The sequence below is a fragment of the Mesorhizobium sp. P2_F7 genome, assembly GCF_056403695.1.
Genome location: NZ_JBFUFA010000013.1, coordinates 1 through 26,335, shown reverse-complemented (window position 1 = coordinate 26,335; position 26,335 = coordinate 1). Strand labels below are relative to the sequence as shown.

The window sequence follows — 26,335 nt, the reverse complement described above, 5'->3', positions numbered from 1 at the left end:
GTGGCTATTCAACAAAGGAGACTGACATGACCGACTACCTGAAGACCATGATTGCCGGAGCCGCCATACTGATAGCTGCCGTCATCCCGGCCGCTGCTTCGGATGGCGTTGTCACGGTGAAGAGCGACTATTCCGTCACTGAAACCGTCGCTCGCATCAAGAAGGATGTCCTCAAGAAGGGCATCAAGTTCTTCGGCGTCATCGACCAGGCAAAGCTTGGCAACAATGCCGGCAACGACGTCAGGCCGTCGCGGCTGGTGATGTTCGGGAACCCGGCGCTCGGCACAACCTTCATCACATCCAACCCCGAAGCCGGCCTCGACTGGCCCGTGCGCGTGCTGGTCTACCAGACTGCGGATGGCACGGTTTATGCCGCCTATAGCGATTTCGACTGGATCGCCAAGCGCCATGGCATCACCGACCGCGCCCCGCAATTCAAGATGGCGACCGAGGTCATCCAGTCCGTGACCTCGACGATCAGGAAGAACTGAGCGTGGACAGGCGCCGGAGATCCGTCGCTCTGGCATGGGAAAGAATGTGTTTGCGCGCAGAGGCTATTCAGCTGCGGATAACGCCTTTGCACGCTCGCCGAACCACTTCTTCTGCGTGGCCTCGCGCACGAGTGCGCCAACCRCCGGCGAATGCCTGCGGCCGCGCACCGTGACCAGATTGACCTCGCGCCAGAATTCCGGATCGGTGATCGGCAACGGCACCACTCCAGGGTGCTTGGCGGTATGCTCGGGCATGAACCCAAAACCAAGCCCGGCGGCGATCATAGCGAGTGTCCAATCGTCACGATCGCTCCAGTAGACGGGACTGACCGTGACGCCCTGGTCGGCCAGAACGGCATCAGCATAACCTGCAAATTCGCAATTGTTGCGGTGGATGTAGGTCTCATCGCTCATATCCGTCACCCGCACGCTACGCTGGTTGGCCAGTCGATGGTTCAGATGAACGGCCATCACCATCTGCTCCTGAAACAGCGGCAAGGAGTGAACCTCCTCATCGGGCACTTTTGACGGCAGCGCGTAAATTGCCGCCTCGAGGTCGCCTTCGAGGAGGCGCCGTCGCAAGCTCGGTGCATCGGCATCGCAGAGGTGAAGCTCCCCGCCGGGATGGTGCGTGCGCACGGACGAGATGAGTTCGATGATTTCATCCGGAGCTATCGTGCTCATGATGCCGACCCTGAGAGGCGTCTTCTTGAGGTGCACATATTGCTCGGCGATCTGCTTTGCCTGCCGGGAGTTCTCAAAAACGCCTTCGAGATAGGTCTCGACCATGCGACCGAGTTCCGTCAGATGGGTAAAGCGTCGCTCACGGTGAAAAAGCGCGCCGCCGAACTCGTCTTCGAGCAGCTTGATTGCGCGCGACAGGGCCGGCTGCGTAACGTTGCATAGCTCGGCCGCCCTGGTGAAATTCAGTTCCTTGGCGACGGCCAAGAAATATTTGACCTGGCTGATCTCCACTGCGCGCTCCCCCAGCGGCTGGCATACGGCACGACCCGCGTTGCCCGGTGATCTTACTAGCTGCCCCAACGTCAAACAACCAGATCCGGCGATTGATATCCCAGGCGACAGATTGACGATCTGACCGTGGGCTATCGAATCCATGTCTCAACGGCATTTCCGCTGTCCCGAGCCAGCCGCCATACTTTGCCCAGAAGTCGAGACCCGGGTGCTAACGCCCGTTGCTCGCAGCCGTTTGCAGGCCATTTCGGCCGCAGCTTCAACCGTAGGAAACAACGATGTTCAGAGGAAAGACGGCACTGATCACAGGCTCGACCAGCGGCATTGGCCAAGGCATTGCCGAGGCCTTCGCTACGAAGGGCTGCAACATTGTTCTGAACGGTTTCGGCGATCGCGGCGAGATCGAGTTGCTGCGGGCAAAGCTTGCCGCGGACCATGGGGTGACTGTTCGCTACGACGGTGCGGACATGAGCAAGGGCAGCGCGATCACCGCGATGATGGACAATGCAATCGCCGAGTTCGGGGCGGTAGACATCCTCGTCAACAATGCCGGCATTCAGCACGTCGCCCCGATCGATGACTTTCCGATCGAAAAATTTGAAGCAGTCGTGGCGATCGACCTGATGTCGTCATTCTACACGATCCGGCGCGCGCTGCAGGCAATGAAAGAACGCAAATGGGGCCGCATCATCAATGTTGCGTCGGCCCACGCCCTTGTCGCCTCGCCTTATAAATCGGCCTATGTCGCTGCCAAGCACGGTGTCGCCGGTCTGACCAAGACGGTCGCACTGGAGGTTGCCGAACAGGGTATCACCGTCAATGCGGTTTGCCCCGGATACGTGCTCACCCCGCTGGTCGAGAAGCAGATACCGGACACAGCCAAGGCCCGCGGTATCACCGAGCAGCAGGTGATCAAGGATGTGCTGCTGGCTGCGCAGCCGACCAAGCAGTTCGTGACGGTGGAACAGGTCGCGGCGCTTTGCCTGTTCCTGGCCTCGACCGATGCGGCCTCGATCACCGGCGCCATTATCCCGATCGAAGGCGGCTGGACCGCTCATTGAACCGGCAACGAGGAGCAAAGACCATGAACAGGATCACCCGAAATCCTCCGATCGCCGAACCTTTGCCGGAGGTCGCCCATCCGGCTGATGCTGCCGTTCAGCGACAAACGGTGTTGGTGCTGCAAGGCGGCGGCGCTCTGGGTGCCTATCAGGCCGGTGTCTACCAGGCGCTCGTCGAAGGCGGGATCGAGCCGGATTGGGTCATCGGCACCTCGATCGGCGCTATCAACGCGGCGTTGATTGCCGGAAACGAACCGACGGTTCGGCTCGCGAGGCTTGAGGAATTCTGGGAAAGCGTCAGCCGCATCAGCCCGCTCGATGAGTTTTTCCGGATGATGGTTCCAAGCAATGTCTTTGCCAATATGGGCACCGTGATGCGGGGCATACCGGGATTCTTCGAACCGAATCCGAGCGCCATGTTCGGCGTGAACCGCGAAGTGGGTGTCGAGAACGCCTCTTACTACACGACCGACCCGCTCAAGAGGACGCTGAACGATCTGATCGACTTCGACTATCTCAATCGGCGCCATACCCGCCTGACGGTCGGCGCAGTCAACGTCAACACCAGTGAACTCAGATACTTCGACACCCGAGAGATGACGTTGTCGGCGGCGCACATCATGGCGTCGGGCGCCTTGCCGCCTGCGTTTCCGGCGGTCTGTATCGACGGCGAGCCTTACTGGGATGGCGGCATCTATTCGAACACGCCCATCGAGGTCGTGCTCGACGCGCGCCCGCGGCGCGACTCGCTGATCTTTGCCGTCAACATGTGGCAGCCTCGCGCCACTGAGCCGAAATCGATCTGGCAGGTCATGGGCCGGCAAAAGGACCTTCAATACGCCAGCCGGGGCCGGAGCCATGTTGCCAGGCAGGAGCAACTGCACCGTCTGCGCCACGTCGTGCGTGAAATGGGAAGGCTGGTTCCCGAGGAGCGACGTGAGGATCCGATGTTCAAGGAACTTGCCTCCTATGGATGTCCGTCGGTCATGCACCTTGTTCGGTTGCTTTCACCGCGCCTCGACGGCGAGGACCACACCAAGGACATCGACTTCACCCGCGCAGGCATCCGCACCCGCTGGCAGGCCGGATACGAGCATGGGCAGCGCGTCCTCTCGGAAAAACCGTGGGAATGCGAAGTCGACATGCTCCAGGGCATCGTTATTCACGAATCGCAAGAGTGAGTTGTTCCAGTGGCGAGCCCGAGGAAAGACGGAGACTACCGATGCAAATCATCACTCCCGGGATGCGGCTGGTTCCGGAAGCCGTGCTCGCCAACGACGCCGCGCTTTTCCGCACGATACCGGAGACACCATCTCATGCCGACAGTTCACGGCATCGCGTAGTCATCGTCGGCGGAGGTGCCGGTGGACTCGAGTTGGCAACACGGCTCGGCAGGAAATTCGGCAAGCGGCGGCTTTCCATAACGCTGATCGATCGCAATCGCACACATGTCTGGAAGCCACTTTTGCACGAGGTGGCGTCCGGCACGTTGAATCCGTCCAGCGATGCTGTGGAATACATCGCGCATGCCAGCAGGCACCACTATCGCTACCGGATTGGCGAAGTCGTCGGCATTGACCGAGCCAAGCGCCAGGTCTTTGTTGCGCCGAGCTTCGACGACGACGGCAGACAGATCATTCCGCCGCGGGTGTTGGGCTACGACACGCTGGTGCTGGCCGTGGGTAGCGTCAGCAACGATTTCGGCACGCCGGGGGCGGCACGTCACGCCATTGCGCTCGACACGACCGGTCAGGCCTCCCGTTTCAACAAGCGCATGATCGACGCCTGCCTGCGTGCTAACGCTCAATACGAGAAGCTTTCACCGGGGCAGCTCCATTGCATCATCGTTGGCGCCGGGGCGACCGGCGTTGAACTGGCGGCCGAGTTGCACAAGTCGATGCGGGAAATAGCCTCGCACAACCTCGACAACATCGATTTCGAAAGGCTGATCCGCATCACCATCGTCGAGGCAGGACCCGGCATCCTGCCGGCCTTGCCGGAACACCTTGCGCGCTCTTCGGCGCGCCGGCTTGTTGATCTGGGCGTTCAGATCCGATGCGGCATCAAGGTCACCGAAGTGACAGAAGACGGCATCAGGCTTGGCGAGAAGCTGTTCGTGCCTGCCGAACTCGTCGTGTGGGCCGCCGGGATCAAGGCGCCGGATTTTCTGACGAGCCTTGATGGCCTCGAAACGGATCGCATCAGCCGCCTGGTCGTGGACGAGACGCTGCGGGCAAAAGGGGACGAAAACGTGTTTGCCATCGGCGATTGCGCGCGTTGTGTGTTGCCCGGCAGTGAAGATCCGTTGCCGCCGCGCGCCCAGACGGCCCATCAGCAGGCCGATCATATGGTCAAGGTGATCGCGGCACGCCTCGAAGGGCAGGCGGCGCCGGCGTTCCGTTACCGCGACTACGGTTCTCTCGTTTCGCTGGCCGACTACGGCACCTTCGGCAGCCTGATGGGCGGACTGRAGGTCGAGGGCTTGGTTGCCCGGCTGATGTATCGCTCGCTCTACAAGATGCATCTCAAGGCGGTGCACGGGACCTTCAAGACCGTGCTGGACACGGCAATCGGTTTCCTGTCACGTCGCGCCAGGCCGCGGGTGAAACTGCATTGAGTCTCGGGAAGGCGAGTATATGCATTCCCGGGCTGTCGATACCGATGGTAGAGGCGTGCAGTCTGGCGGAACTCAGATATCGGGAACACGCTGTAACGATTCACCCCGCAATACCGAACAGAAGATGAACTTGCGCGGGTCCGATGCAGGCAAGGCATCGACTCCATGCAGGAAAAGCATGGCCATATTCACGGGGCTTCAATGATAGGCTGCTTGAAAATTGCGAAAGTGCAGACATGGCCGCCGACGAACAGCCAATGACATTTGAACAGTCCGTTCAGGCCGCCATCGAACTCGATGCACCTCTCAACGAGCGGCTGGCGGTGATCGCGAGCGCAGTGCGCCGACTGAACTCGGATTTCGCTGACGCGGTTGACCGGCTGGTTGCGCGCCTTCGGGAGCAGGGAGCTGGCGCAAGTGCTCCCGCCCCCGGCGATGTCATGCCCGCATTCTTGCTGCCTGATGACGAGGGCAGGCTCGTGAGTCTATCGGAAATCCTTAGCCACGGACCGGCCGTCATTACCTTTCAGCGCGGACATTGGTGTCCCTATTGCCGCCTGAATGCGATCGGCATTGTCGAAGCCCAGCAGGAGATTGCGACACTGGGCGGCCAGGTCGTGGTGATCATGCCGGAGCGGCGCAAATTCGCAAAGGCGATGAAGGCATCGGTTGGTGCGCAGTTTCCTTTCCTGACCGATATGGACAATGGCTACGCTTTGTCCCTCAACCTGGCGATCTGGGTGGGAGCGGAGATGGAGACGCTGATGGGCCTTGGCCTCGACCTGCCGAACTATCAGGGCAACAACAGCTGGTTCCTGCCGATCCCTGCTACTTTCGTCGTCGGAACGGATGGCGTCATCACAGATAGGTTCGTCGATCCCGACTACCGTCGGCGGATGGACATCGACGACTTGATCGCGGCGCTCAGGCGGGCTCGCTGACGCCAAACGTAGACCAGTCGGTCGATCGCAGCAGGTTGAGGAGGGTCATGGCGACCTGCGAGCGATGTCGGCCGGCGACTGCGTAGACGGCGACGATCCGAGAAACATCCAGATCACGTAGCTTGAGTCTGCGGACGTTGGGCGAGCGGGGTGCAGTCATCGAGACAAAGCCAACGCCGGCATTTGCTTCCAGCAGCGCCAGCAGATCCTGGTCGGTTTCAACCTCATGTGCAGTGCGAGGCGTAATTCCTTTGGCCGCGAGACCGCGCGACAGATCTTCGCTCGTTTCCCAGTCAATGCGGCTGAGCACGGGTTCTGCGGCCAACTGGCTCAGCGCGACGTCCGCTTCGTTTCGACGGGCAAGAGGGTGATCGGAATTCACGACGAGCTCGATCCCTTCCTGGAAAAGTGGCCATGTGTCGAGCCGATCCCAGGCCTGTCCCAGCGGGCCGGCAACCGCTAGTTCAACCTCACCGTTCTTGAGGGCTTCGATGACAGCGGTCGGCGAACCGCGACTGATTTTGAGATGCACACCTGGGTAGGCCCGGAAAAGCTCGGTGAACGGTGAAACCAGCAGCGCTATGTTGATACTATTGGAAATGGTGACGTTGAGTGGAGCGATGTCACTGCTTTGCACTGCCTTGGCAAGAGATTTTGCGGAGGTGGCAGCATCGTAACATTGTTGCAGAAGGGGCAGCATGCGCCGGCCGAGCTCGGTCAGATGGGAATGCTGGCGCTCGCGCCGAAGCAGCTCCCCGCCCAATTCGTCTTCAAGGGTCTTGATTGCGCGCGTCAGTGCCGGCTGCGTGACATTGCACTCTTCCGCTGCTCTGGTAAAATTTAGCGTGTTGGACAGGGCCAGAAAATAGCGGACCTGCTGCATCTCCATGAATTTTCGCCCCCTCAGCGACATGGCTTATTCAGCGATGGTGCATATTCGAAGATTAACGCAATAAATCGTTTTCAGCAAAGTGGCCTGCACCATGGTGCGAATGGCCGCCGACGGCAAGACAATCAAGATTCTGACAGTCCCGAGTCATGAGGAACCGAGCGATCTGCTGAGCCAATCGGCAAATCCCCTTGCCCGTTTGCTCGGCTGGCGCCCGGCCGGGAACAGGACGTGGATGGGTATGGTCGGCAGCGGAAACTCCGGCAGAAGCCGGCGAAGGCGGCCGTCCGCGAGTTCGGCATTGAACATCCAGCCGGAACCGAAGGCCACGCCAAGTCCGGCCAGCACGCAGGCGGTGACGCCGGCTGAACTCGATACCCGGATGCGCGGGCTTTCCGGCAGAGTGAAGTTGGCCTCTGGACCGATCAGTTCTTGAAAAGTAGCGCCGGTGCTATCGGAGGGGCCGAAGATGACCTCGTGCTGAACCAGATCGCCAGGGCTTTGCGGCAAACCGCGCCGGGCAATGTAGTCCGGTGAGGCCACCAGTAGTCGCGGCGTCTGCCCAACCTTGCGCGCCATCAGGCTGGAACTGTCGAGCAGACCGAGCCTCACCGCGATATCGGCGCCTTCTTCGACAAGGCTTCGCCTGCGATCGTCCATCATCAGTTCAATGGAGAGGTTGGGATGCTCGGCAAGAAGGCCGGGCAGCCGCGGAATGAGCGCGCGCACGGCGAAAGTGACGGACAGCTCGACGCGCAGCAGCCCGCGCAACTCCTCATTGCCGGCCGCGGTATCGGCCGCCGCCCCAAGCTCGGCAAGCAGCGGCCGGACCTGTCCGAGATAACCATGCCCCGCCTCGGTCAGCCCGACCTTCCGGCTGGTGCGGACGAGGAGGCGGGCGCCGATGCGCCCCTCCAGATCGTTCAGTATCCGCGACACTGAGGGCTGCGACAGGCCGATTTCGCGGGCGACCTGTGAAAGGTTGCCACGCTCCGCCACCCGAACAAACACTTCAAGTTCCTGGAGCCGGTCAGCCATCCATTTTCCGAATGATTGCTATCCTTTCCGGCAGGCTACCCCTGTTTTGGGAAATAGGCGAGGACGTTTCCGCCGCTGTGAGAGCGGTGAGAAATTTTCGGAGTAATTCCATGTCGCTTCAAGACAAGCTTGATGCCTTTAAGGCCGACTTTGAGAGCAAGAAGGCGCCCAGACAGGCGGTCGAGATCATGCATCGCGCCACCGCCGAGCTTATCGCTTCCGGTCAGGCCGCCCGCGCCCTGGGAGTCGGTGCTGTGGCCCCGAACTTCGCATTGATGGAGGCTGACGGCGGCCTCGTTTCGTCGGCCGACCTGCTGGCGCTCGGCCCGCTGGTGCTCAGCTTCTACCGCGGTGTCTGGTGCCCCTATTGCAACATCGAACTTGGCGCACTGCAGGAAACCTGGCCGGCAATCAACGCCACCGGCGCGCAACTGGTCTCGATCTCCCCACAATCACCGGCGAACGGTCGCAAGGCCAAGCGCGACAAGCAGGTCACGTTCCCGATGCTGAGCGATCCGAACGGCGAGGTCGCCAGCGCCTTTGGCCTGCGCTTCCGCCTCCCCGACGATCTGATCGCGCTCTACAAGAGCTTCGGCGTCGATCTGCCTGCCATCAACGAAGACCCGTCATGGACATTGCCGATGCCGGCGCGGTTCGTGATCAGGCACGATGGCATCGTCGTCTATGCGGAGGTGAGCCCGGACTACACAATCCGACCCGACCCGGCCGGTCTGCTTCCGCTGCTAAAGCGGTTGCAAAACGTCGTCACCGTCTGAGACCACCAGATGGAACCCATGGCCGCCACGAATCCGGCCGGCATTGGCGCCGGCCGGCGCTGGTCGATGCTGGCGGTGATCTGCGCCGGCGCCTTCCTGCCCATGACTGCCTGGTTTTCGGCTACCGCGATCGCGCCGCAGCTGACGCAAGTCTGGGGGTTGTCGCCGGCGCAAGGCGCCTGGATGACAGGCGCCGTGCAGGTCGGCTTCGCGGCTGGCGCGCTCGCCTCCAGCATTGCTGGCCTGCTGGACATCGTCTCGCTTCGCAAGGTGATCGGCATCAGTGCCCTGATCACCGCCATTGCCAATCTCTGCCTGCTGGTCGCCCCGTCCATCGGCTTGCTGCTGCTTGCCCGCTTCGCCACCGGTGTTGCCCTGGCAGGTGTCTATCCACCGGCGCTCAAACTGGTTTCGACCTGGTTCCACCGCGGGCGCGGCGTGGCACTGGGTGCCTTGCTCGCGGCGCTGACGCTGGGATCGGCTTTTCCGCATCTGCTGTCCGCATTTGCGACCGATGTCTCCTGGCAGGATGTCATCATCGCGACCTCGCTCGCTGCATTGGCAGGCGCAATCCTGATCCTGTGTCTTGGCAGTGAAGGCCCTTATCCCTTCGCCAAATCTACCTTCGACCGCCGCCATATCCGGGCGGTCCTGCAGAACCGCCCGCTGGCTCTCGCCAATCTCGGCTATCTCGGACACATGTGGGAGCTCTACGCCATGTGGGGCTGGATCCTGGCCTATATCAGGGCGGGAAGCCCCGGCCTAGGCATCGATGGCCCAAGAATGGCGTCCCTGCTTGCCTTCCTTGTCGTCGCGTCTGGCGGGATCGGCTCGATCCTGGGCGGGATTGTCGCCGACCGCATCGGCCGCACGGCAACAGCAGCAATGATGATGACGCTTTCGGGATTTTGTGCGCTGACGATCGGCCTCGCCTTCGACGGGCCGCTTTGGCTGTTCATCGCCCTCGCCATTCTCTGGGGGATGGCCGTCATCGGCGATTCCGCGCAGTTTTCCGCAATGACCACCGAATTGAGCGACCCGCGCTATGTCGGCACGGCGCTCTCGTTGCAATTGAGCGTCGGCATCGCGCTCACCTTTGTCTCGATCCACCTGACCTCATCGGTGGCGGAGGCTTTGGGCTGGCGCTGGAGCTTCCTGATCCTCGTGCCCGGCCCGCTGTTTGGGGTTGTCGCAATGATAGCGCTGCGGCGAATGCCGGCTGCGCGATTAATAGCGCATGGACTGATGTAAAGGTTCAAAGGGTGATGAGGTGTCAAGGCTCTCGGGCCGCTCATCGATCCCAACGAGCACTCTTGCGGCAGTGTTCCGCCCCATGGCCATCGCGAGCTAAGTCACCCCGAGCCCGGCTTCTACACTGTCGGGATCAAGAGCTACGGCAGGGCGCCCACTTTTCTGCTGCTGACTGGCTACGAGCAGGTTCGCTCGGTCGCGGCCGCAATAGCGGGAGATGTTGCTGCAGCCGACGCGGTGCAACTGGTGTTGCCTGAGACCGGCGTCTGCACGGTGCCGGTGTCTATTTTGGGCAACTCATCCCAAGGCTGCTGTGGCGGTCCGGCCCCGGCCGAGGCGGACGCTTGTTGTGTCGCGGACGCAGACGCAAAAGCGATCGCAAGAGCGGTTGTGACTGCAGCGTCGCAGCATGAGCCTTTTGCCACCTTCAACGACCATTGTGCGCAGTCGGCGCATGATTATCGCGACGCTTGGCGTGACCCAGATCATGGCTTGGGGGGTCGTCCTACTACCTGCCTGCGGCTATCGCGCCCCGGGTGGCGGCCGATACCGGTTGGCCGCTGGCTTGGGTGGTCGGCGGCCTGTCGCTCGGGCTGCTCGTCGCCGGCTTGATCTCGCCGCGCGTTGGCTCGTCTATCGAACGGCGCGGTGGCCGAAATGTGCTTGCGTTCAGTGCCATCTCAATAGGGCTTGGCCAGATCGGTCTGGCGGCAGCGCCGAACGTTGCCATCTTTATCGTCGCCTGGCTGGTGATCGGGCTCGGCATGGGCGCAGGCTCTACGACGCGGCCTTCGCGACGCTGGGCCGCCTCTACGGCCACGGCGCGCGTTCCGCCATCACCACCCTGACGCTGTTCGGCGGCTTCGCCAGCATGATCTGCTGGCCCATTTCAGCCTTCCTGATGAGCGAGGTAGGCTGGCGTGGAGCCTGTCTTGCTTACGCCGCTGTTCAGCTCTTGATCGCGCTTCCGCTCTATCTCGTGATCTTGCCACGAGAGAACCCACAGCCACCTGTCAAATCGGTGTCGAAAGATACAACGGCATCTGTTCCAAGCTCGCGATAATGGTCGTTCTGGCCACCACGCTAACGCTTGCTGCCGGCTCCGACCCTGTCCGTGCACCTGCTCACGATCCTGCAGAGCAGGGGCATGGCGCTTGCTGCTACCGTAGGGCTTGGTGCGTTGGTTGGCCATCCCAGGTGGCTGCCCGGTCGATCGAAATGGTGATTACGCGCTACCATCACCAGATCTGGACCAAGTTCGCTTCCGTCACCTTCGTGGTGATCGGCGTCACGGCGCTTTGGATAGGCAGGCCATTCGTTCCGGTAGCGCTCGGTTTCTACGGCGCCGGCATCGGCTTGGAATCAATTGCGCGGGGAACCCTGCCGCTCGCACTGTTTGGCCCCTTAGGCTATGCAAAGCTGATGGGTCGCCTAGAATTGCCGAGCCTGATCGCCCAAGCGGCGGCACCATCCGTCGGCGCGCTCTTGCTTGAGCAGACGGGCGCCCACGGTGTCCTGGCGGCTCTTTCCGGACTCGCCTTGATGTCGCACTTGCGTGCGGCTTGGGTTGGGTTGTGATGCGTCGCAGGAACCTTCAGGTTCAGGCCTAATAGGACGGCTTAGCGGACAGCTTCGTTGCACTCAGTATGCGATCAAACCTTGTTCGCTCCGCGCCCTTCTTCTGCTAGTCTCATGTGCTAGGCGATAGCTGTTTGGCTGCGGACGGCGGGCTTGTCGGCGATGGCGCGACTGCGAGGGGGCACAACACTTCCACGCTCCGCTTTCAGGCCGGCGTAAAGCAGTCTGCAATGGCCGCCAGCCATCATAGACGTATCTGCGGCCCCCAGCGCACCTTTCAAGGAGGAAGCGCTTCACGGCCACCCTATGACGTGATGTGAGCGCCTGCCTTCTGGACCGGAGATTTCAGTTCCACGCATGTCCTACATCAGACGCTAGCGTAACCGAATTCTCTCCTAACGAAGTTCTTTCTTCCTTTCTTCCTTTCTTCCTTATCTTACTTCTTGTTAGGAGGCGATTTCGGTTACGCTAATTTTCCATGGTTTTTAAGTATTTGTTATTACTCGATAATGGTTGAATCGCGGCCAGGGTTTATTCGCGGGACGATATCTCCGCGACGGCGGTTGGGGTGTCCTTGGCCACTTCGAGCATTGTGATGCTTAAGAAGCCAGTTGAATAGCACTTAGATCACGGAACATTTCAACGCGGCAGCATTTCGTTATCAGGTGCCGTGCATTTTCCGCTATAGCGCAATTATGACCCGTCAATCACTTAAGCACATGAACGCGGACGAACGCGCAGAACACCAGCGCGTGCAAAGTCGTGAACGAATGCAGCGCAAGCGACTAAAGGATAAGCCATCGGCTCTCACCATGACGCCGGACCTCGATCGATTTGTTGACACGCTGCTTGTCATGCCGCTCGGCCGAGCAGCCCTCCAAATGGCGATTTGGGAGCGCGATATGAAGTGTCGATTCCCCCAGATCGAAAGACCCCAATGGAACGCAGGCATTACACAATGCGAACTCAACACGCTCGATGATCGCTGGCGCCATATACGGATCATTCGGCATTGGGCCAGCGATGCTATTCAGAGGCGCGCAGCCGGCGAGCATCGACGGCGTTTCCTTGCCAAGGAGGCTGGCGAGGCTGCGACCCTTGGGATATCGGTAGTAGTCTACCGGTCTCGGAAGCGGGCAAAGCGCCAGCGGGCAAAGGCCTTGCGCGTGACGCAATCCGCTAAGCAGAGAGCTGTAGCGGCCGCGGCCCCCACGAACATCCACCCGGATTTTGGCCGGATCTAAAAGGCTCCGCGAGGCCGCACCTGGCACTGTGGGCTTCAATTCCTATCAAAATCGCGAACGGCTCGCCCTGAACATTGCCGTCGGCTGAGATATGGCCGGCAAGTGCGGAGCCTATGCTGTCTGTCAACAAATGATGAACAGTGTGTTCCAGATCGAGAACAGCAAGGCCGCTATAGGGTAAATGTCGACGCTCCTGTCGGCTGACCAAGGAGTTCCAACATTATGACCACACCCCTAGATGCTATTCGCGACCGCGTGCGGACCGAGATCGACGACGCCCGACGCTCAGGAAATAACTCCAACTATGGGGTAACCGAACTGATTGCTGATCGCCTGTTACGACAAGTGCAAGACTGCTACCTCGCAATTGATGCCCTCGTTGCGATTGTCGGGGCACCTCGCGACCCGTGGCCAGGACTCACCGACGCAATGGTCAAGGAAATGATCGGGACTAAGCAAGAGCGGATCAACACCGCTAGCAATCTTGGCTTCTATAGCCACCGAGGCGGTGTGACAAACAGACCGTGTGCTACAGACGAGAAGTGGTTCGCGGCGAAGAGCCGAGACTGGTTAGAGGCTGGCCCTGATTTCGAGGGCACACCTAGGGCCGCCAGGGGTCGCTCGACAAGAATCAAGCCGCGTATCCGCGTCCAGGCAGAAACGCGACAGGTGGCATAATGGATAGCCAAACCCTCACGCCCGACGAAGGGAAGGTTCCGCTCGATTAGCGCTGCTCTCGACATCAAGGCGTCGTCGAGCATGTCGCCCCTGTCACGTTCGACGAATTCAAGAGCACCGGTGATGCCTTCGCTCTCATAATACCCGTGAACGGATCCGGTGTGCTGCTAATGCCCGATAACGATAGCTACACCGGCGGTCGGACCACACATACGAAGGGCGCGGAACACTTCGCACCCTTCTGTGCTAGATCATCTCCAGAATAGCCCCGATGCCCTTATCTAAGGGGACTCGGCTCGCAGAGCAGGTCAGGAGAAATCGTTGGCTGCAGTCTTCCAAATAGCATCGGGCTGGTGGTCGGTCGCAGGCCTGACGGCTGACATGGCCGGAGTCGCAATCTTAGCTTGGGATTTGATCCCGGAGTATAGGCTTTACGTGGCCGCTAAAGCGCTCGGTAGCGCTCGGATAGAGGTAGCTGCCTACAAAGACGTGATGGAAAGGCAGAACGTAGCTAATGCGAAGGGCATTGTGCGGGCCGGCTACGATGACGCAACATTGTTGGATCACTTCGGCACGAACTCCCGTGCTTCGATCCTATATGCCTCGCTACAGCTGTCGCACCCCATAGGCGCGCTTGGACCCTTGGATACCGTTGACTCGCGCCTTTTGGCGATCGCAGAGCTTGAGAAGAAGCTAGCGGATGCCCGAGATCGGCCTCGGGCTCATCGACCCCCAATCGGCCTAGGAATTTTGTCTATTGTGACCGGGTTCGTGCTGCAGATAATCGGCTCATTTCCGACGTAGTCACCGAATCGTCGAGATAACGATGGCAAAGCGAGTTGCTCCCACTACGCCAGAATGGCCCCCCGAAGCACTTGAGCTAGAGCGAGCTATCGGGAAGTTCGTGATCTCTTGGGCCATTCTAGAGCAACAGATCGACTTTTTTATCGAGGATCTTGTCAGAGGCGATGAATTGATCGGTTGGGCGGTAGCCGCGCATCTAGCAGCCAAGGCCAAGCTAGACCTGGCACAAGGGCTAATGCATGTCCGCGAGGATGTATTCGGGAAAGAGCTAGTGAGCCAAGCCGATAAATTGTTGGCTCGCACGAACAAGGCTGCCGGCGATTTCCGGAATTTCATCGCACACGGCAAACCAATGCCGGTAGGTAAGGAAGAAGCTGGCTTTCAAGTTGTCTGGTTTTGGATGCAGTTTCGTGCACGTAAAGGCGGAATGTTGGGCAGCGGTCTGAAGCTCGGCCCAGACGCTTTGGAAGAGATGAACGAGATAACCAAGGTGCTTGTGAGCGACTGGCACCGCCTACGCTGCTGCATACAGCAAGGGCTGGAGTTAGCAGATTTGATCGCCAGAGGCTGAGTTTGCCAGCAGGCCTAAACAGGTGACCTAGAATACTCTACGTCCAGAAATTGAAATCTCTGTAAGCATTTGATTTTGTTAAATTAAACTATGGTGGCTGGGGCGCCAGGATTCGAACCTGGGAATGTCGGTACCAAAAACCGATGCCTTACCACTTGGCGACGCCCCAGCAGGCGGGCTTTGCCCGCTGCGCGCGGCCTTATAGGACGAGCGGCACGAAAGCTCAATGCCGAGTTGGTCCCTGTGCAAAACTGATCCACCTCTTGGTGCGATGCTCGCTATTCGCCCCAGACCGCCAGCTCATTGCCGGCCGGATCGGTGAAATGAAACCGCCTGCCGCCCGGAAACGAGAAGATCGGCTTGACGATAGTGCCGCCGGCATTTTCGACGGCGTCGAGGGTTGCTTCCAGGTCTTGCGAATAAAGCACCGGCAACGGTTTGGCCGGCGCCTCCGCGCCATCGGCCTGGAAACCGCCGTCGAGCCCTTCGCCAAAGGCCGAATAGGTCGGCCCGTAGTCGGTGAACGACCACGAGAAGGCCGCGCTGTAGAAAGCCTTGACGCTGTCCAGCGTCCCGCCGGTCGCAGGCAATTCGAGATAGTCGAGTTTTCCGTTGAGTTTCATCACGCTACTCCCAACTTGTTCATGGTATGTTCTATATCGCGGACGACTAGCCGGCAAGTCTTTTTGACGCAGCTTTTGCTTAATCGATTGTAGTGACCGGGCTTGGCTGACCACGCCTTGCCTTTCGCACTGCAGCATAATAACGCTCGGGTCGTAACGCGGGGGAACCGGGCTTTTGGCTCCGGTGTTGTCTATCTTCCAGGACTTGGAGGGCGAGCATGACCAAATGGGTCTACACCTTCGGCGATGGCGCCGCGGAGGGACGCGCGGGCGACCGCAACCTTCTCGGCGGCAAGGGCGCCAATCTGGCCGAGATGTGCAGTCTTGGCCTGCCGGTGCCGCCGGGCTTCACCCTCACCACGGACGTCTGCAACGCCTATTACGCCAATGGCAACTCGTATCCAGCCGCGTTGAAGGCCGACGTCGTCAAGGCGCTGGACCATATCGGCGCGCTGACCGGGCGCCGTTTCGGCGATCCGTCGAAGCTGCTGCTGGTCTCGGTCCGCTCCGGGGCGCGGGCCTCGATGCCCGGCATGATGGACACAGTGCTCAATCTCGGCCTCAACGACGAGACGGTCGAGGCACTGGCCGCCGATTCCGGCGATGCCCGCTTTGCCTATGACAGCTATCGCCGCTTCATCCAGATGTATTCCGATGTCGTCATGGGGCTCGACCATGAAGTGTTCGAGGAAATCCTCGAGGACCAGAAGGCGAGCCTCGGCCACGAGCTCGATACCGAGCTGACATCAGAGGAATGGCAGGGCGTCATTGCGCTCTACAAGGCCAAGGTCGAGGAGGAACTCGACAAGCCGTTCCCGCAGGACCCGCACGAGCAGCTCTGGGGCGCGATCGGCGCCGTCTTCTCGAGCTGGATGAACAACCGCGCCATCACCTACCGGCGCCTGCATGATATCCCTGAAAGCTGGGGCACGGCGGTCAATGTCCAGGCCATGGTGTTCGGCAATATGGGCGAGACGTCAGCCACCGGAGTCGCTTTCACCCGCAACCCCTCGACCGGTGAAAAGATGCTCTATGGCGAGTTCCTGGTGAACGCGCAGGGCGAGGATGTCGTGGCCGGCATCCGCACGCCGCAGAACATCACCGAGGCGGCGCGCATCGCCGCCGGCTCCGACAAGCCGTCGCTGCAGAAGCTGATGCCGGACGCGTTCCGCTCCTTCGTCGACATCTCCGACCGCCTGGAGCAGCACTACCGCGACATGCAGGATCTCGAATTCACCATCGAGCGCGGCAAATTGTGGATGCTGCAGACCCGTTCCGGCAAGCGCACCGCCAAGGCGGCGCTCAAGATTGCCGTCGAAATGGCGCGCGACAAGCTGATCACCACGGAGGAGGCGGTCGCCCGCATCGATCCGGCCTCGCTTGACCAGCTGCTGCACCCCACCATCGACCCCAAGGCAGCGCGCGACGTCATCGGCGTCGGCCTGCCGGCCTCTCCGGGCGCGGCGACCGGCGAGATTGTTTTCTCCTCCGCCGACGCGGAAGAGCTGAAGACGCAAGGCCGCAAGGCAATCCTGGTGCGCACCGAAACCAGCCCTGAAGACATTCACGGCATGCACGCTTCTGAGGGCATCCTGACCACGCGCGGCGGCATGACCAGCCACGCCGCCGTGGTGGCGCGCGGCATGGGCAAGCCGTGCGTGTCGGGCGCCGGCTCGCTGCGCGTCGACTACAAGGCCGGCACGTTGATGTCGATGGGCCAGACCTTCCGCAAGGGCGATATCATCACCATCGACGGCAGCAACGGCCAGGTGCTGAAGGGCGCCGTGTCGATGCTGCAGCCGGAACTCTCCGGCGATTTCGCCGCCATCATGGAATGGGCCGACGGCGTGCGCCGCATGAAGGTGCGCACCAATGCCGAGACGCCGCTCGATGCGCGCATGGCGCGCTCCTTCGGCGCCGAAGGCATCGGGCTCTGCCGTACCGAGCACATGTTCTTCGACGGCGAGCGCATCGTTGCCATGCGCGAGATGATCCTGGCCGACACCGAGAAGGACCGCCGCACGGCGCTGGCCAAACTGTTGCCGATGCAGCGCTCGGATTTCCTCGAATTGTTCGAGATCATGGCCGGCCTGCCGGTGACGATCCGGCTGCTCGACCCGCCACTGCACGAATTCCTGCCCAAGACCGAAGCCGAGATCGCCGAGGTTGCTGCGGCCATGAACGTGTCGCCGGACAAGCTCAGGCAGCGCACCGAGGCCTTGCACGAGTTCAACCCGATGCTCGGCCATCGCGGCTGCCGGCTCGCCGTCTCCTATCCCGAGATCGCCGAGATGCAGGCGCGCGCCATTTTCGAGGCCGCCGTCGAGGCCGGCAGGAAAGCCGGCGCGCTGGTGGTTCCCGAGATCATGGTGCCGCTGGTCGGCCTGGTGAAGGAGCTCGATTACGTCAAGGCGCGCATCGATGCCGTCGCCAAGAGCGTGATGGAGGAGACCGGCGTCAAGATCGAGTATCTCACCGGCACGATGATCGAGCTTCCCCGCGCGGCGATCCGCGCCCATGTCATCGCCGAGTCGGCCGAGTTCTTCTCCTTCGGCACCAACGACCTCACCCAGACCACCTTCGGCATCTCGCGCGACGATGCGGCGTCCTTCCTTGAGACCTACCGGCAGAAGGGCATCATCGAGCAGGATCCGTTCGTCTCGCTCGACATCGAGGGCGTCGGCGAACTGGTGCGCATGGCGGCTGAAAAGGGCAGGGCGACGCGGCCCGACATCAAGCTCGGCATTTGCGGCGAGCATGGCGGCGATCCGGCCTCGATCCGCTTCTGCGAGGAGGTCGGCCTCGACTATGTCTCGTGCTCGCCCTACCGGGTGCCGATCGCAAGATTGGCTGCCGCGCAGGCCGCGGTGCAGATTGCCAAGGTAGCGGCGCCTCGCCCCAAAAAAAGCGCCGCCGCATCCTGATTTTGACATAGTCCTCTCGGCGTCGCGCAAACGGCCATCCCAGACATGGCCGTTTGGCGCTAAGCTTACGAATTTGTATGGAAATTCACGCTGATTTGCCCGCCTTAACACGCAATCCCGACATCGTTTCTACCCACTTTCGCGGTCCCCCAACCCGCCCGGTGCCGAAAACAGATGTTGCAGATTTCGCCCAAACCCTTCCGCTCGATCCTGATCCTCCAGACCAAGTTCATCGGCGATATTGTTTTATCCTCCACGCTCGCCAGGAACCTGCAGCTCGAATATCCCGGCGTCCGGATCGTCTTCCTCTGCGAAGCCCGCCTCGCCAGTTTCGTGACCGCGCACGGCATCGCCGCCGAGGTCGTGACCTTCCGCCGCGCTGCCATGCGCGGCACCCCGCTGGAGCGGGGACGCGAACTCTATTCGATGACCAGCAAGCTGCGCCAATTTCGCTTCGACCTGACCATCGACCTCACCGATTCCAAGACCTCGCGCATCATCGTCAGGTTCCTCAATGCCAGGACCCGTGTCGGCTACAATCCACCGGAAAGGCCGCTGCGCTGGCACGAGCGTCAGCCGGCCAATCTGTTTGCCGAGCCGTTCGGTTTTGGCGAGCAGCACTATCTCTACCGCTATCTGTCGCCGCTCGAGCCGCTTGGCGTGCCTCTGCGCGTGCGCGTGCCGTCGATCCGGCCCCTGCCGCTGGAGACGGCGAAGGCCCAGGCATTGCTGGACAAGCACCATTTGCGGCCCAACGGCTTCATCGCCGTGCATTCCGGCGCGAGTTTTCACGGCCGGCGCTGGCAGCATGAACGCTTTGCCGCTGTGATCGACACGATTGCGCGCGAAACCGGACTGGATTTTGTGCTCGTCGGCGGTCCGGACGAGCGCAAGCCGGCCGAGCAGATCCTCGCCAGTGGCGCGCCGATCGTCAACCTCGTCGGCGCGCTGTCGCTGGAAACGCTGCTGGCGGTGTTGGAGCAGGCGCGCATGTTTGTCGGCAATGAGAGCGGCCCCATGCACATGGCAGCCGCCGCCGGAACGCCGGTTGTCGGCCTGTACGGCCTGACCAGCCCGGCCATCTGGGGGCCGGTCGGCGTGCCCAGCCTCGCTTTGCAGCCGTCCATGCCGTGCAATTGCGTGGCGGGCAGCCTGTGCAATCCGCTCGATCCCAGCAAGGCCTGCTGCGTCTGGCGCCTCGAGGTCGAACCGGTCGTCGCCGCGGTGCGCGAGATCCTGTCACGCACGCAAGTGGGGCTGGAACACGCCGTCTGACGGTGCGCGGCGGTCACATTGTCGGGATATCAGCTTTTTGCACGGCCGATATCCCGATTTCCGCCTTGTTGCGGGTCTTGGGGTGCGGCTATGACAGCGCCGATCCGGAAACAGAACAAGGCATCCCTTGCAAAAGCTGCTTTGCGCCTTGGCGCTATCTATCTTGGCCGTGCCTTCGGCCCATGCCGCGCCGCTTGTCGAGCCGACGCTGCGCCTCAAGGCGGATGCGGACGGCAATGTGGGCCGCGTCGCGCTCACGCTCGACGCCTGCGGCGGCCAGACCGATACGCGGATACTCTCGGCCCTGGTGGACAACCGGATTCCGGCGACGATCTTCGTCACCGGCATCTGGCTCAAGCGCAACGCCGCCGCCGTCGAAATCATGCGCGCGCATCCCGATCTGTTCGAACTGGAAAACCATGGCGGCCGTCACATCCCGGCGGTCGACATGCCGCGCAAGATCTACGGCATCCGCAGCGCCGGCAGCCCTGAAGCGGTGCAGGCCGAAGTCGAGTCGGGCGCGGCCGCTCTTGCCGGCACAGGTGAGCCGGCGCCGAAGTGGTTCCGCGGCGCGACCGCCGAGTACAGCCCATCGGCCATCGCCATGATCCGCAAACTCGGCTTCAAGATCGCCGGCTTTTCGATCAACGGCGATGGCGGCTCGTTGCTCGGCGCCAAGGAAACGGCCCGTCGCATTGGCGCCGCCAAGGATGGCGACGTCATCATCGCCCACATCAACCAGCCGACCCACGCAGCCGGCGAGGGCGTCGTGCAAGGTCTGCTGGCGTTGAAGGCGAAGGGGCTGACCTTCGTGCGCCTCGACGACGCCGATGGCGTCGGCAATGACGGAACTACAGATTAACGCTTCCAGAAGCGGGGTTGGGCCGGTCAGGCCACAACGGCGCGCTTGTTGTTGACGAGTGCCGACAACACGCGCGTCGATATGACGGTGCGCACGGTCATCGGCTCGTTGCGGCCGCGGATCGCGACGTCCTGCGCCGGCAGGGCATCCTCGGCCACTTCAGCGGTCGCGCGTACCTCGTCCGAGATCACGGCTTCGCATTCGAGGCTCTTCGTCATGTCTTGCAGCCTGGCGGCAACGTTGACGGCATCGCCGAGCGCGGTGAACACCATGTGCTCGGAATAGCCGATCTCGCCGACGATCACCTCGCCGCCATGGATGCCGATGCCGAAGCGGATCGGCTCGTGCAGATCGTGGCTGAGGAACTGGTTCAGTTCGTCGATATTGGCTGCAATCAAAGCCGCCGCCCGCAGCGCCTGCCGGCAAGCCTCCGTCCGGCCGGTGGTGAGCCCGAACAATGCCAGCATGCCGTCGCCGAGGAACTGGTTTGGCCGTCCGCCGGATTCCATCACCGCCTGCGAGACCGCGCCGAGGAAGCGATTGACGATGAACACTGTATCGAACGGCAACCGTTTCTCGGCAAGCCGGGTCGAGCCGCGCATGTCGACGAACATACTGACCAGATAACGCTCCTCGCCTATTCGCGCAGGCGCCTTGCCGAACGCATGCGCTGACATCATGTGCGGCAGGAACAACTGAAAGAAGGTCAAGTCGGTAGCCGGCCGCAACTGGCAGGCTAGCCGGATCGACGGATCGACGCTGCCGACCCGGCGCAGCACGAAGGCCTCGCGCGGCGACGGTTCGGGCAGGGCGGTGTGGTCGCCGATGATGCGGATGCGGCATGTGGAGCAGCGCGCGCGGCCGCCGCAGACGCTGGCGTGCGGCACGTTGTTGCGCAGGCTGGCCTCCAGCACGCTCAATCCCTTCGGCACCCGGACGGTGCGGCCGTTCCCATAGGACAGCGCGATCATTCCGCCGCGATGCTCCAGCAGAGCGCGCCCGCCGCGTGCGACCAGGGCAAGGCCGAGCAGGCCGAGATAGCCGATCGTCAGGCCGCTGGTGACGCGGTCGAGCATGTTTCCCTGCGCCTCCGTGCCGAGCTTCTGCGTCGACAATTCCTGACGGCGCCAGTTGGGATCCTGGTAATTGGACACCGTGGTACGGCCGCCCTGGTAGATGCCGAGCATCGCCAGCGTCGGGACCAGTACGGCTGCGGCAAGCAGGAACGGCGAGGCGCGTTTGAAGAAAGGCCGCAGCCGTAGCCAGAAATACAGGCCGATACAGCCGTGCACCCACGCCACCACCAGCACCGTGAGCATGACCCAGATGCGGTACTGCGAGGCAATGAAGAACAGATAGAACTCCTGCGGGTAGTACTTCTCATGCCCGTATAAGGATTGGCCGAGCCTGACGCCGACGACATGGGCGACGATCAGCATAGGGATGCTGAGGCCAAGTACCAGCTGCAGCGGCTCGATCGCCTTCCAGCTGAATTCCCGACGCTGGTACAGCGCCCAGACGCCGAGCGCGGTATGCACCAGACAGGCGCTGTAGAACAGGATCGCGACCGGCAGAAAATGCCAGAGCATTGTGTGGTAGTGGATGCCGGTCGCCAGCGCCGCCATCGAGATGTTGCCGAGCGCGTGGTTGAGGAAATGGCTGATCAGATAGGCGAACATGATCGTGCCCGAGATCAGGCGGATCTGGCGCAGCCCGACGCCGCGCACCGTCTTCTGCAGACGTGCGCGTGACAGGGAGGCCATGTGATTCATGATGGGCAACTTTAGTGCTTTGTTCCTACGCTGAACATCACCACGGAACCCGCTGAGAGTTTGATAGCAGACGCCGCCGGGCGTGCCCACGCAAGGTATACTGGCGCTCAAGGCCAAGGGCCTTACCTTCGTCAGACTTGATGATGCCGATGGTGTCGGCAACAAGGGTCCGATGGGCTGCTGCGCAGGCGGTGCCCATCGTCGCCTGGCTGCGCATCGCGATGGGCGTTTGGCTGCCCTTCAGCGATGCGAACAGAGCCGTTCGTCCATACCAAGCCGCGTCCGGCCTGTCAGGCAGGCGTGGCTTCGATCGTCACCCTGTTGGCGTAGAACGCGCCGTGATCGCGGATCTCGGCCATTTCGTCGAAAGGCCGCTCATAGGCCCACATCGCGTCCTTGCCGGTCTCGCCGGCCGGCAGCGCGCTCCAGTAGCTGGCGTCGCCCTTGTAGGGGCAGTGCGTCGACAGGGCGGTTTTGCCGAGCTGGGTGAAATCGATGTCTTCGAAGGGGATGTAGAAATGCTGGGGGTAGGGCGGTTCTGACAGAAGCTTCGCCCGCGTTGACGTGGCGATCACCGCATCACCGGCACGCACGACGACGGTACCGCGATAGGGCTCGACGGTGATGACCTTGCCGGGATTGCTCTGGAAGCCGGGTGCGGGGTTGGCGATCTGGTCCATGCGGGGGTTCTCCTTGTCCGATTGGGAGCACGGGGGATTGCTTCCCATATCCCTCAAGTGTGTTCGGAGAACCTGTCGCGCAAGGCCATCGTGACAGGCAGGTGAGCCTGGTCTGTCGTTGAAACGATCACAAATATGCGAACGTCAGGCCGCGGTCTTGAAGACGTCCATCAGGCCGGCATAGGCAGCGGCAATGCCGGCCACCGGGTTGGTGCTTCTTGACGTGGTCTCGACCTTCAGCGCGCCGCCGCCTGTCGGCAAGGTGAGCAGCAGGAACTGGCGATTGCCGCCATCGCCGATCGATGCGGCCGCGACATGCTGGCCTTCGCCTTCGTTCTGGACGCACATTTTGAACAGCAGCGTGCCGCCGACCGCCTCGAGGGCGCCGCCGACCACCTCGACAAATTCGTCTTCGGAAACCTTTTTGGCCTCCGGCACCAGATCGGCCAGGCTTGCGGCCAGCGTGTCTTCCAGCTCTTTGTCGTCGAGTTGGATATCGTCCAGCAGCACGTCTCCGGCCTGGTTGTCGTCCAACGGCCTGTCTTCCACCTGCGTGTCGTCGAGCTGCGCGTCCATGCGAACCTCTTTCAGTCGCCTATCGCACCCCTTGCCCCGTTAACGAACGTTAACGCCGAGGATGGCCGGATTGTGGCGGTTTTCCCAGGGATTCGATCACTGCTTGCTTCAGCCGTTAACGGTTGGAGACTTGATGACTGGACAATCCGTCCGTTCGTCTCACAATGGAACAAAAAACGGGAGAACGAGGAACCAATGGGAGGAACCAGATGCTCGGACTGATGCAGGAATGGCCGCTGCTCTGCCACAAGCTGATCGACAATGCCGAGAGGCAGCACGGGACACGAGAGATCGTGTCGCGCTCGATCGAAGGTCCGATCGTTCGCACCACCTATGCCGAGATCCATCGCCGCGCGCTGAAGGTTGCCCAAAGGCTCGAACGCGACGGCTTTGTGCTCGGCGACCGCATCGCGACGCTGGCCTGGAACACGGCGCGCCACATCGAGGCCTGGTACGGCATCATGGGCATCGGCGCCATCTACCACACGCTTAACCCGCGCCTGTTTCCCGAGCAGATCGTCTGGATCATGAACAATGCCGAGGACAAGGCGATCTTCGTCGACCTCACCTTCATGCCGCTCTTGGAAAAGATCGCCGGCGCCGTCAAATCGCTGAAAAAGGTGATCGTGCTGACCGACAAAGCGCATCTGCCCGAGACGACGCTGCCGAATGTGGTCGCCTATGAGGACTGGCTGAATGAGGCCGATGGCGACTTCGCCTGGAAGACGTTCCCTGAAAACACCGCCGCCGGCATGTGTTACACCTCGGGCACGACAGGCGATCCCAAAGGCGTGCTTTACAGCCACCGTTCGAATGTGCTGCACGCCATGATCGCCGCCATGCCCGACGCCATGGGCATCTCCGCGCGAGACACGATTCTCCCCGTCGTGCCGATGTTCCATGCCAATGCCTGGGGCCTTGGCCAAAGCGCGCCGATGATCGGCGCCAAGCTGGTCATGCCCGGCTGCAAGATGGACGGCGCCTCGATCTGCGAACTGCTCGACACCGAGAAGGTGACCTTCAGCGCCGCCGTGCCGACCGTCTGGATGATGCTGCTGCAGCATCTGGAGGAGACCGGCAAGAAACTTCCCCATCTCAAGAAGGTCGTCATCGGCGGCTCGTCCTGTCCGCGCGCCATCACGAAAAAATTCCAGGACAATTACGGCGTCGAGGTCATCCATGCCTGGGGCATGACCGAAATGTCGCCGCTCGGCACCCTGTGCACCATGAAGCCGCAATATCAAGGGCTCGAGGGCGAGGCGCGGCTCGATGTCCAAGGCAAGCAGGGCTACCCGCCCTTCGGCGTCGAGATGAAGGTGACGGATGACGACGACAAGGAACTGCCCTGGGACGGCAAAACCTTCGGCCGGCTGAAGGTGCGCGGTCCGGCCATCGCCCGCGCCTACTATGGCGGCGTCGGCGCCGAGCAGTTCGACAAGGACGGCTGGTTCGATACCGGCGACGTCGCCCATATCGATCCGGGCGGCTACATGCAGATCACCGATCGGGCCAAGGATGTGATCAAGTCGGGCGGCGAGTGGATCTCGACCATCGACCTGGAAAACCTCGCCGTCGGCCATCCCGACGTTGCCGAGGCCGCAGCCATCGGCGTCCACCATTCGAAATGGGGTGAGCGGCCCTTGCTGGTGGTGGTCGCCAAGCCGGGCAAGGAGCCGAGCAAGGCCGACATACTGGCCTTCATGGACGGCAAGGTGGCGAAGTGGTGGATGCCCGACGACGTCGCTTTTGTCGGCGAAATCCCGCACACCGCCACCGGCAAGATCCAGAAGATCACCTTGCGCAAGCAGTTCAGCGACTATCGCCTGCCAACGGATTGATCGGGACCGTGCGATTCCTTGACCTTCAAAAACGTTAGGCAGGGGATGTTCAATTTGAGCATCCGTTGCTCTAGAGCAATTCCAGGAAAAGTGCGCAGCGGTTTTCCGTCCGGAATTGCGCGCAAAAAGAAGAGCTGGAACGGTTCAACGGTTCCATCAACCGTTGAACCGTTCTAAGCCTCTGTGCGGGTTGGGGCGGTGCTGAAGACAATGGACGTTGACGAGCGGCAGACATCGAAGGCGGCCGGCTGGTCGCGGCGCACGGGCGCCTTTGCCCTGGTGCTGCTGCTGACCGTGCTGGCCGGCCATCATTTCGAACTGGTTGAAACGCCGGCCTTCCTGTGGGTAGTGGCGATTGTCGCCCTGCTTGCCGCGTTCGCTTTGCTGTTTGCCGGCCTCGCTCTATCCCGGCTGTGGCATTTCGGCGACCGCGGCGGCCGCGACCTCTCGGTTGGCGCCTTGCTGGCGCTGCTGGTGCTGACGCCCTACGGCGTCGCCGCCTATTGGGCGGCGACGACACCGCCGCTCCGGGACATCTCGACCGATCTCGACAATCCGCCTGATCTCGATACCAGCGACCGCACCAAGGACATGAACGTGCTCGCGCCGCCAACGCCGGGCGAGGCGCGCCTGCAGGCCGACGCCTATCCACTGGTCACCGGGCACAGCTACAATCTGCCGTTCGAAACCGTCGTCGACGCCGTCGAAACCGTGCTCGACCGTCGCGACTGGCAGCTTACTGCACCTTACCCGGTGACAGACGGTCAGGACGAGGTGACGATATCGGCCGTGGCCCGGAGCTTCGTGGTCGGCCTGCCCGCCGACGTCGCAATCCGGGTGAGCAACGACGGCGACACGGTCGTCGTCGACA

At 61.7% G+C, this 26,335-nt stretch carries 20 protein-coding genes, 1 tRNA gene and 2 pseudogenes; 15 read left to right on the top strand and 8 right to left on the bottom strand.

Features of this window, described 5'->3' with window-relative positions:
• The first annotated feature begins 26 nt into the window (after positions 1-26).
• Positions 27-491, top strand: a complete 465-nt coding sequence (locus tag AC1DZ8_RS27945) for a DUF302 domain-containing protein (RefSeq protein WP_477302684.1) — start codon at positions 27-29, stop codon at positions 489-491.
• Between the two features lie 63 nt (positions 492-554).
• Here AC1DZ8_RS27945 and AC1DZ8_RS27940 read toward each other — a convergent pair whose 3' ends face one another.
• The gene (locus AC1DZ8_RS27940) at positions 555-1,610 is read right to left on the bottom strand and encodes a LysR family transcriptional regulator (RefSeq protein ID WP_477401956.1); all 1,056 of its coding nucleotides are present in this window, start codon (positions 1,608-1,610) and stop codon (positions 555-557) included.
• A 134-nt stretch (positions 1,611-1,744) separates the two neighbouring features.
• Here AC1DZ8_RS27940 and AC1DZ8_RS27935 point away from each other — a divergent pair, with 134 nt between their 5' ends.
• The 4 genes from AC1DZ8_RS27935 to AC1DZ8_RS27920 all read left to right on the top strand — a co-directional run bounded on the left by AC1DZ8_RS27935 (position 1,745) and on the right by AC1DZ8_RS27920 (position 6,085).
• Positions 1,745-2,527 (top strand): 3-hydroxybutyrate dehydrogenase, encoded by a 783-nt coding sequence (locus tag AC1DZ8_RS27935; RefSeq protein ID WP_477302680.1) that lies wholly within the window; start codon positions 1,745-1,747, stop codon positions 2,525-2,527.
• 23 nt (positions 2,528-2,550) lie between these two features.
• Positions 2,551-3,708, top strand: a complete 1,158-nt coding sequence (locus AC1DZ8_RS27930) for a patatin-like phospholipase family protein (RefSeq protein ID WP_477302678.1) — start codon at positions 2,551-2,553, stop codon at positions 3,706-3,708.
• Between the two features lie 41 nt (positions 3,709-3,749).
• Positions 3,750-5,144 carry an NAD(P)/FAD-dependent oxidoreductase gene (locus AC1DZ8_RS27925; RefSeq protein ID WP_477401953.1) on the top strand — a complete coding sequence of 465 codons (1,395 nt, stop codon included), beginning with the start codon at positions 3,750-3,752 and terminating at the stop codon, positions 5,142-5,144.
• Positions 5,145-5,380: 236 nt separating this feature from the next.
• On the top strand, positions 5,381-6,085 hold the full coding sequence (locus AC1DZ8_RS27920) for a peroxiredoxin-like family protein (protein ID WP_477302674.1): 705 nt from the start codon (positions 5,381-5,383) through the stop codon (positions 6,083-6,085).
• Here the strand turns inward: AC1DZ8_RS27920 and AC1DZ8_RS27915 are convergent.
• Positions 6,069-6,974 carry a LysR family transcriptional regulator gene (locus AC1DZ8_RS27915; protein WP_477302672.1) on the bottom strand — a complete coding sequence of 302 codons (906 nt, stop codon included), beginning with the start codon at positions 6,972-6,974 and terminating at the stop codon, positions 6,069-6,071. The two genes, AC1DZ8_RS27920 and AC1DZ8_RS27915, sit on opposite strands and share 17 nt — an antisense overlap.
• 147 nt (positions 6,975-7,121) lie before the next feature.
• Complete coding sequence (locus AC1DZ8_RS27910; RefSeq protein ID WP_477302670.1) at positions 7,122-8,012, bottom strand: LysR family transcriptional regulator; 891 nt, start codon at positions 8,010-8,012, stop codon at positions 7,122-7,124.
• Between the two features lie 110 nt (positions 8,013-8,122).
• Between AC1DZ8_RS27910 and AC1DZ8_RS27905 the strand changes: the two genes are divergently transcribed.
• The 5 genes and pseudogenes from AC1DZ8_RS27905 (at position 8,123) to AC1DZ8_RS27885 (ending at position 14,914) form a co-directional block, all read left to right on the top strand.
• Positions 8,123-8,788 (top strand): peroxiredoxin-like family protein, encoded by a 666-nt coding sequence (locus AC1DZ8_RS27905; protein WP_477302668.1) that lies wholly within the window; start codon positions 8,123-8,125, stop codon positions 8,786-8,788.
• Positions 8,789-8,806: 18 nt separating this feature from the next.
• Complete coding sequence (locus AC1DZ8_RS27900; protein ID WP_477302666.1) at positions 8,807-10,039, top strand: MFS transporter; 1,233 nt, start codon at positions 8,807-8,809, stop codon at positions 10,037-10,039.
• A gap of 21 nt (positions 10,040-10,060) precedes the next feature.
• Positions 10,061-10,452 (top strand): annotated as a pseudogene (locus AC1DZ8_RS27895) (flavoprotein); the annotation flags it as partial.
• Positions 10,449-11,617, top strand: a pseudogene (locus AC1DZ8_RS27890) (MFS transporter). The pseudogenes AC1DZ8_RS27895 and AC1DZ8_RS27890, both read left to right, overlap by 4 nt.
• A 2,748-nt stretch (positions 11,618-14,365) precedes the next feature.
• Positions 14,366-14,914 carry a hypothetical protein gene (locus tag AC1DZ8_RS27885; RefSeq protein ID WP_477302664.1) on the top strand — a complete coding sequence of 183 codons (549 nt, stop codon included), beginning with the start codon at positions 14,366-14,368 and terminating at the stop codon, positions 14,912-14,914.
• A 94-nt stretch (positions 14,915-15,008) separates the two neighbouring features.
• Here AC1DZ8_RS27885 and AC1DZ8_RS27880 read toward each other — a convergent pair.
• Together AC1DZ8_RS27880 and AC1DZ8_RS27875 are read right to left on the bottom strand one after the other, a co-directional pair.
• Positions 15,009-15,083, bottom strand: a tRNA-Gln gene (locus tag AC1DZ8_RS27880).
• A gap of 109 nt (positions 15,084-15,192) precedes the next feature.
• On the bottom strand, positions 15,193-15,537 hold the full coding sequence (locus AC1DZ8_RS27875; protein WP_025583591.1) for a VOC family protein: 345 nt from the start codon (positions 15,535-15,537) through the stop codon (positions 15,193-15,195).
• Positions 15,538-15,755: 218 nt separating this feature from the next.
• Here AC1DZ8_RS27875 and ppdK point away from each other — a divergent pair, with 218 nt between their 5' ends.
• From ppdK to AC1DZ8_RS27860, 3 genes are all read left to right on the top strand, one after another.
• Entirely contained in the window at positions 15,756-18,461 is a 2,706-nt protein-coding gene (gene ppdK / locus AC1DZ8_RS27870) for a pyruvate, phosphate dikinase (RefSeq protein ID WP_477302662.1), read from the top strand.
• 174 nt (positions 18,462-18,635) lie between these two features.
• Positions 18,636-19,736, top strand: coding sequence for a glycosyltransferase family 9 protein (locus tag AC1DZ8_RS27865; protein WP_477302660.1), 1,101 nt, complete (start codon positions 18,636-18,638; stop codon positions 19,734-19,736).
• Between the two features lie 127 nt (positions 19,737-19,863).
• Positions 19,864-20,598 (top strand): polysaccharide deacetylase family protein, encoded by a 735-nt coding sequence (locus tag AC1DZ8_RS27860; RefSeq protein ID WP_477302658.1) that lies wholly within the window; start codon positions 19,864-19,866, stop codon positions 20,596-20,598.
• 26 nt (positions 20,599-20,624) lie between these two features.
• On the opposite strand, the gene AC1DZ8_RS27855 is transcribed toward AC1DZ8_RS27860, so the two are convergent.
• The 3 genes from AC1DZ8_RS27855 to AC1DZ8_RS27845 all read right to left on the bottom strand — a co-directional run bounded on the left by AC1DZ8_RS27855 (position 20,625) and on the right by AC1DZ8_RS27845 (position 23,626).
• Positions 20,625-22,361, bottom strand: coding sequence for an adenylate/guanylate cyclase domain-containing protein (locus AC1DZ8_RS27855; RefSeq protein WP_477302948.1), 1,737 nt, complete (start codon positions 22,359-22,361; stop codon positions 20,625-20,627).
• Between the two features lie 299 nt (positions 22,362-22,660).
• Entirely contained in the window at positions 22,661-23,050 is a 390-nt protein-coding gene (locus AC1DZ8_RS27850) for a DUF427 domain-containing protein (protein ID WP_477302657.1), read from the bottom strand.
• 144 nt (positions 23,051-23,194) lie between these two features.
• Positions 23,195-23,626: a hypothetical protein gene (locus AC1DZ8_RS27845; RefSeq protein ID WP_477302655.1), complete on the bottom strand. Its 432-nt coding sequence runs from the start codon at positions 23,624-23,626 to the stop codon at positions 23,195-23,197.
• A gap of 209 nt (positions 23,627-23,835) precedes the next feature.
• Between AC1DZ8_RS27845 and AC1DZ8_RS27840 the strand changes: the two genes are divergently transcribed.
• Positions 23,836-25,464: a fatty-acid--CoA ligase gene (locus AC1DZ8_RS27840; RefSeq protein WP_477302653.1), complete on the top strand. Its 1,629-nt coding sequence runs from the start codon at positions 23,836-23,838 to the stop codon at positions 25,462-25,464.
• 210 nt (positions 25,465-25,674) lie between these two features.
• Positions 25,675-26,335, top strand: a 661-nt coding sequence (locus tag AC1DZ8_RS27835; protein ID WP_477401948.1) for a DUF1499 domain-containing protein, incomplete at its 3' end; no start/stop codon positions are given.

Coding starts and splice junctions, on each gene's coding strand:
- AC1DZ8_RS27945 (WP_477302684.1), top strand. CDS start 27: ATGACCGACTACCTGAAGACCATGATTGCCGGAGCCGCCATACTGATA.
- AC1DZ8_RS27935 (WP_477302680.1), top strand. CDS start 1,745: ATGTTCAGAGGAAAGACGGCACTGATCACAGGCTCGACCAGCGGCATT.
- AC1DZ8_RS27930 (WP_477302678.1), top strand. CDS start 2,551: ATGAACAGGATCACCCGAAATCCTCCGATCGCCGAACCTTTGCCGGAG.
- AC1DZ8_RS27920 (WP_477302674.1), top strand. CDS start 5,381: ATGGCCGCCGACGAACAGCCAATGACATTTGAACAGTCCGTTCAGGCC.
- AC1DZ8_RS27915 (WP_477302672.1), bottom strand. CDS start 6,974: ATGGAGATGCAGCAGGTCCGCTATTTTCTGGCCCTGTCCAACACGCTA.
- AC1DZ8_RS27910 (WP_477302670.1), bottom strand. CDS start 8,012: ATGGCTGACCGGCTCCAGGAACTTGAAGTGTTTGTTCGGGTGGCGGAG.
- AC1DZ8_RS27905 (WP_477302668.1), top strand. CDS start 8,123: ATGTCGCTTCAAGACAAGCTTGATGCCTTTAAGGCCGACTTTGAGAGC.
- AC1DZ8_RS27900 (WP_477302666.1), top strand. CDS start 8,807: ATGGCCGCCACGAATCCGGCCGGCATTGGCGCCGGCCGGCGCTGGTCG.
- AC1DZ8_RS27885 (WP_477302664.1), top strand. CDS start 14,366: ATGGCAAAGCGAGTTGCTCCCACTACGCCAGAATGGCCCCCCGAAGCA.
- AC1DZ8_RS27875 (WP_025583591.1), bottom strand. CDS start 15,537: ATGAAACTCAACGGAAAACTCGACTATCTCGAATTGCCTGCGACCGGC.
- ppdK (WP_477302662.1), top strand. CDS start 15,756: ATGACCAAATGGGTCTACACCTTCGGCGATGGCGCCGCGGAGGGACGC.
- AC1DZ8_RS27865 (WP_477302660.1), top strand. CDS start 18,636: ATGTTGCAGATTTCGCCCAAACCCTTCCGCTCGATCCTGATCCTCCAG.
- AC1DZ8_RS27855 (WP_477302948.1), bottom strand. CDS start 22,361: ATGGCCTCCCTGTCACGCGCACGTCTGCAGAAGACGGTGCGCGGCGTC.
- AC1DZ8_RS27850 (WP_477302657.1), bottom strand. CDS start 23,050: ATGGACCAGATCGCCAACCCCGCACCCGGCTTCCAGAGCAATCCCGGC.
- AC1DZ8_RS27845 (WP_477302655.1), bottom strand. CDS start 23,626: ATGGACGCGCAGCTCGACGACACGCAGGTGGAAGACAGGCCGTTGGAC.
- AC1DZ8_RS27840 (WP_477302653.1), top strand. CDS start 23,836: ATGCTCGGACTGATGCAGGAATGGCCGCTGCTCTGCCACAAGCTGATC.